At 50.1% G+C, this 5,121-nt stretch carries 4 protein-coding genes and 1 pseudogene; all 5 read left to right on the forward strand.

From position 1 onward, the window contains the following. Nucleotides 1–1,117 (forward strand): terminase (locus tag Xbed_RS17775; protein WP_086114175.1); only part of this gene is annotated, 1,117 nt, incomplete at its 5' end. 72 nt (nucleotides 1,118–1,189) lie between these two features. Continuing rightward, nucleotides 1,190–2,563 (forward strand): anti-CBASS protein Acb1 family protein, encoded by a 1,374-nt coding sequence (locus Xbed_RS17780; protein ID WP_422641375.1) that lies wholly within the window; start codon nucleotides 1,190–1,192, stop codon nucleotides 2,561–2,563. Beyond that, nucleotides 2,514–3,482, forward strand: a complete 969-nt coding sequence (locus Xbed_RS17785; RefSeq protein ID WP_244182544.1) for a phage minor head protein — start codon at nucleotides 2,514–2,516, stop codon at nucleotides 3,480–3,482. The genes Xbed_RS17780 and Xbed_RS17785 overlap by 50 nt, the downstream gene beginning before the upstream one ends. 18 nt (nucleotides 3,483–3,500) lie before the next feature. Beyond that, on the forward strand, nucleotides 3,501–4,880 hold the full coding sequence (locus tag Xbed_RS17790) for a DUF2213 domain-containing protein (RefSeq protein ID WP_086114177.1): 1,380 nt from the start codon (nucleotides 3,501–3,503) through the stop codon (nucleotides 4,878–4,880). A 4-nt stretch (nucleotides 4,881–4,884) separates the two neighbouring features. Next, nucleotides 4,885–5,121, forward strand: a pseudogene (locus tag Xbed_RS17795) (hypothetical protein); the annotation flags it as partial.

Consider the following 5,121-nt stretch of genomic DNA (forward strand, 5'->3'; position numbering starts at 1 on the left):
TGAGCTGGTCTTTCGTAAAGGCGGGTCACTCTATGTATCAACCTCATTCCGTGGTGGCACATTGCGTTATCTGCATGTCTCTGAGTTCGGGAAGATATGCGCCAAGTTCCCCCACAAAGCACGCGAAATAGTCACCGGGGCATTTGAGGCAGTATCAACCGATTGTTTCACCACCATTGAAAGTACGGCAGAAGGGCGAGCCGGTTACTTCTTTGACTACTGTCAGACGGCAGAGAAAGCACAGATACAAGGTAAGCAGTTGTCTAACCTCGATTGGAAATTCTTTTTCTTCTCGTGGTGGAAAAATCCGCTGTATGCCATTGACCCGGTAGAACCAATACCACAGCGACTGGCTGACTATTTTGCCGAGATTAAGGCAAAACATGGGATCAACCTGACAGAACGCCAACAAGCGTGGTATCTCGCCAAAGAGAAAACACTGGGCGACGATATGAAACGGGAATATCCGTCGATACCATCTGAGGCATTTCAGCAATCTGTTGAGGGTGCTTACTACGCTAAACAATTTCGCTGGCTGTATGAAAATAAACGCATTGGTAAATTACCGGATAACTCACATCTGCCTGTCCATACGTTCTGGGATATCGGGGTGGGGGATTCAACGGCTGTCTGGTTTGTGCGTGAGGTGGGGGAGGAGTTCCACATCATCGACTATTACGAAAACTCAGGTGAAGGACTACGGCACTATATGAAGGTGCTGAAAGACAAAGGTTATACCTACGGCGAACACTGGGGACCCCATGATATTGATAACCGTGAGTTTGGTGCAGATGCTAAATCACGCCGAGAGCTGGCGCGTGAGGGGTATGAGATCGACGGTCAGAGGTACTCAATGATATTTAAGGTTGTACCAAAGGTGGGTGTTGATACTGGCATTGAGTCGGTACGTGAAATTTTGCCTAACTGTGCATTTGATGAAGAAAAGTGCTCTGAGGGCATATCTCATCTGGAAAGCTATCGCAAAGAATGGGATGACAAGCGCGGCTGCTGGAAAGATAAGCCACTCCATGACTTCACATCACATGGCGCGGATGGCTTCCGGTATTTTGCTGTTGCCAAGAATAACCGTAAGGCGGTGGGCGCATTTTTCTTTTAAGGAGAGACTTTCGTGAATGAAAGCAAACAAGAATTGCTCGTTAATAGTCTGGCTGACACCATCGCCAAGCGGATGATCTATGCGTCAGGCGGCATTAGCGGCAATACGAAACGAACCAATATTTATTCTGAATTTGGTTATCCCACACAACTCCGTTTCAGGGAGTATTACAACGCGTATGAACGCAATGCGGTGGCTCATGCCGCTGTGCATCGCTTACTGGATGGATGTTGGCAGGATAATCCCACGATTGTTGATGGTGAAGAGAAGAAAGAGGCCACGGCAACCAGTTCATGGGAAACGCGGGTCACTAAGTTGTTAAACCCGTTCTGGCCGAAAATCAAAGATGCTGACCGCCGTAATATGATTGGTCATTACTCAGCATTACTCATTCAGGTTCGGGATAGCAGGACATGGAGCGAGCCGGTCGATACCGCGATAGTGTCGCGATTGAAAGAAGAGGCGCTGGTAAACCTGATCCCCGTTTGGGAGACTCAACTAACCGTTGCTGAATGGGATACAGACATTAACTCAGAGACCTACGGACAGCCTGCGATGTTCAACTTTGACGAGCGTCCGGTGGGTCAGGTTGAGATGCAAGGACCTGCGAAGCAGCTAGCCATACATCCGTCACGGGTCATTATCTTGTGCGAGGGTGCTGAGGATGGCGATATCTTTTCCGGTACACCACTGCTCAGGGCGGGATATAACAAGCTACTGGATGTTGAGAAAGTGTCTGGTGGCAGCTCCGAAGGTTTTCTTAAAAACGCTTCCCGCCAAATTGGGGTGGAGTTTGACAAAGAAACCAATATACAAGAAATCAGCACGGCGGCTGTTAAAGCTGGATACAAAGACTTGGGTGCAGCACTGGAAGACAAGATCAGTAAGCTCAATCGAGGGACTGACTCAGCAGCAGTGATGCAAGCTGGCAAGCTGAATGTGTTGTCTGTGGCTCCGGGTGACCCGACGCCAACATGGGAAGTCACGACGCGTGAGTTTTGCGCCTCAGTACAAGTGCCGTTCACCATTCTGTTTGGCACTCAGACGGGAAAATTAGCGGGTGATAAAGACGATGCCACATGGAAAGTTCGCCTGAATGGGCGTCGATGGGGATTCCTGACGCAATATGTGATTCGGCTGATACAACGGTTTTGGGAAATCGGCATTATCGAGCCGCCCAGTTCTGGAGAGGTCACCATTGCATGGTCTGACATGCTGGCAGCCAGTGAGCAGGAGAAGATCGACAATATGATTAAGATGGCTGAGGCCGCACTTAAGACTCAACAGGCGTTCGGTACACCCATTTTCACCCCCAATGAAATTCGTACCGTGGGCGAGCTGGAGCCATTGGAGGAAGAACCAGAGCCGCAAGGTGCAGCAGGAGATCCCTTGACTGATGACCAAGACCCGAATCGGAACCCCGATAATACCCAGAAACAAACGTGACCCCACTCAATCCTATCGCCCGGTCAATAAAATGTTCCGTGATATCGAGCGGCGGTATTACGGTATCAAGGAAACGCTCAGGCGGCTATTCGACGAGAGATTAACAGGCAGTGAGCGGGTGGGCAATGGCGAGCAAAGTTACATTCTCTGCACCGACACGCTCTATCAGATAAACGCCGGAACCTACATCTACGACATGACAGCGGCGCAACTGGCCGATCTGTTACAGCGGGTTCAGGTCATTCTGGATGATTACCTACTGGCAGGCGGCGGCGATAATCTATGGGCACTGGAATATGTGGCGGCTGAGTATGACAGAGGCACGCACCAGGCATACACGAGCCTGTCAGTGCAGTCGCCTGTCTACGCAGCTCAAACCACGCTAACAGCCCTACTGTCATCGCCCGCCTACCAGAACCAGATAGCAGCCGCCTATATATCAACGTATAGCGACTGGACGGGCATTAGCGATAAAGCCAGAGCTGATCTAGCCAACGTGATTGCGGATGCGATAGGGCGTGGCATTAATCCACGCGAAACGGCGGGCATTATCAGCAAGCGGTTGGATGTGTCGATGGCGCTCGCCAAGAACATGGCACAAACGGAGCAGGTTGGTGCGCTGCGTCGGGCGCAATGGCTCGAAGCGGATTGGGCGCGTGAACGACTGGGGCTGAATACCGCCGTGTTGTGGCTATCAGCACTTAAGGCCACGACGCGATACACGCACGCCGCCAGACATGGGAAAACGTACACCACCGCCGAGGTGGAAGAGTTCTATTCTCGCGATGGCAATAAATACCGCTGTTACTGCTCTCAAACCCCCTGCATTCTGGATGATGACGAGAAGCTGTATAACAAGGGGCTGACTGAACGTCTGTCAGAAGAGCGCAAGACATGGCAGGACAGCTTATCTAAGTAAATTCAACGAGGTCAAAGCATGAAGCTATCCAGCGTTCATGTTAAATCACTGGCCTTAAATTCCTCCAATATCTCAACTGAAACTATCGATGGTGATGAACATGTCGTCATTCGTGGCGTTGTGCCCGTTGTTGATGATGTTGTGATGAACGGGGGGTTATATCCCGCCAGTGAGATTAACAAAAGCTACCAATCAATAGAGGGCAAACAGATGCCTCTGGGGCACCCCAGCATTGACGGTCAGTATGTCTCTGCTGATGTTCCCCGTGCAGTCAATCAGTTTCATGTTGGCGCATGGGCTGAGAATGTACGCAAAGACGGCGAACGGGTTGTCATGGACATGAAGATCAATCGTCGGTATGCGGAGTCTACGGAAAAGGGCAAGGATTTATTGCAGCGACTGGATGGCCTGATCGCTAACAAGGACGCCGAACCTATCCATGTTTCCACGGGATTACTGCTCCAGCGGGAACAAAACAGCGGGAAATCAAAGGGTAAAAAATACGCTTGGATTGCTCGCAACATGCAATTCGACCATGTGGCAATTCTGCCTCCGGATGAACCCGGTGCGGCAACGCCTGATGATGGTGTGGGGATTTTCGTTAACGCTGATGGCGAAAAGCTCGAAATTGAGCAGGTTAATCTGTCTGAGGCAGCAAATTGCACCCAAGAGGGCTTGATTGATAAGGCAAAGTTCTTTTTCACCAACGCTGCTAACTTCTCATTTGAGGATATTTATTCCGCACTCAGGGCGAAGTTAAAAGCTACCTATACCGATGATGACTGGCCTTACCCGGAAACTGTCTGGCCTGACAAATTCATTTACTACCGCTCCGGTAAAACCTACCGCCAAAAATATCTCATGAACGATGACGGCACCGCCGAACTCGTCGGGGAACCCATTGAGGTTGTGCGTAAGCCAACTGAATACGAAGAAGTTAAAACCAATCAGGAACACGATCCGATGAAAGACATGATTATTAATGCCCTGAAAGCAGCAAACAAAGAGACTGATGGCAAATCCGATGAGGAGTTGCTGACTGCATATAACGAACTCAAAGATGAAGAGAAAAAGGACAAGGAAGACAAAGGCAAGAAGAAAGAAGAGGAAAAACCCAAGGAGGCTGCTAACAACTCCTCTCAAGCGCCAGATTGGTTTAAGCCGTTCGCGGAGAAACTCACTTCCCTTGAGTCAGGGTTAGCGGCAAACGCAGACAAGGAGAAGTTTGACAAACGCGCTGCGGTGAAAGCCAAGTTCGGACTGGACGATACTGCGGTTAACGCGCTGGATGGTGCTGCACTCGACGGATTCTATGCACAATGCCAGACCTCTACAGGGTTGAACTCATCATTTACAGGCAACAACTCTTCTGAATCATTCACATCTATGCCGGAGTAAGAAAATGGCTACAAATGGAAAACGTGTAATTCATGCTGGTGGTGTGTTTATCAATCCCATGCTGAACCGAGAAGGTGCGGTGGCGGTGGATACACTGCCCGGCACTATTGGGTATTTTGAGGCGGGCAAATTCAAGGCGTCAGTGGATGGCAAGGAAGCGGCGATCCTGTATGTCGCCAATATCGATTACCTCCGCTGCCAGACCGTTGATGACGCTATCACGACCGATTCTGTGGTTGTC

Origin of the sequence: Xenorhabdus beddingii (assembly GCF_002127545.1) — a bacterium.
Taxonomy (GTDB): domain Bacteria; phylum Pseudomonadota; class Gammaproteobacteria; order Enterobacterales; family Enterobacteriaceae; genus Xenorhabdus; species Xenorhabdus beddingii.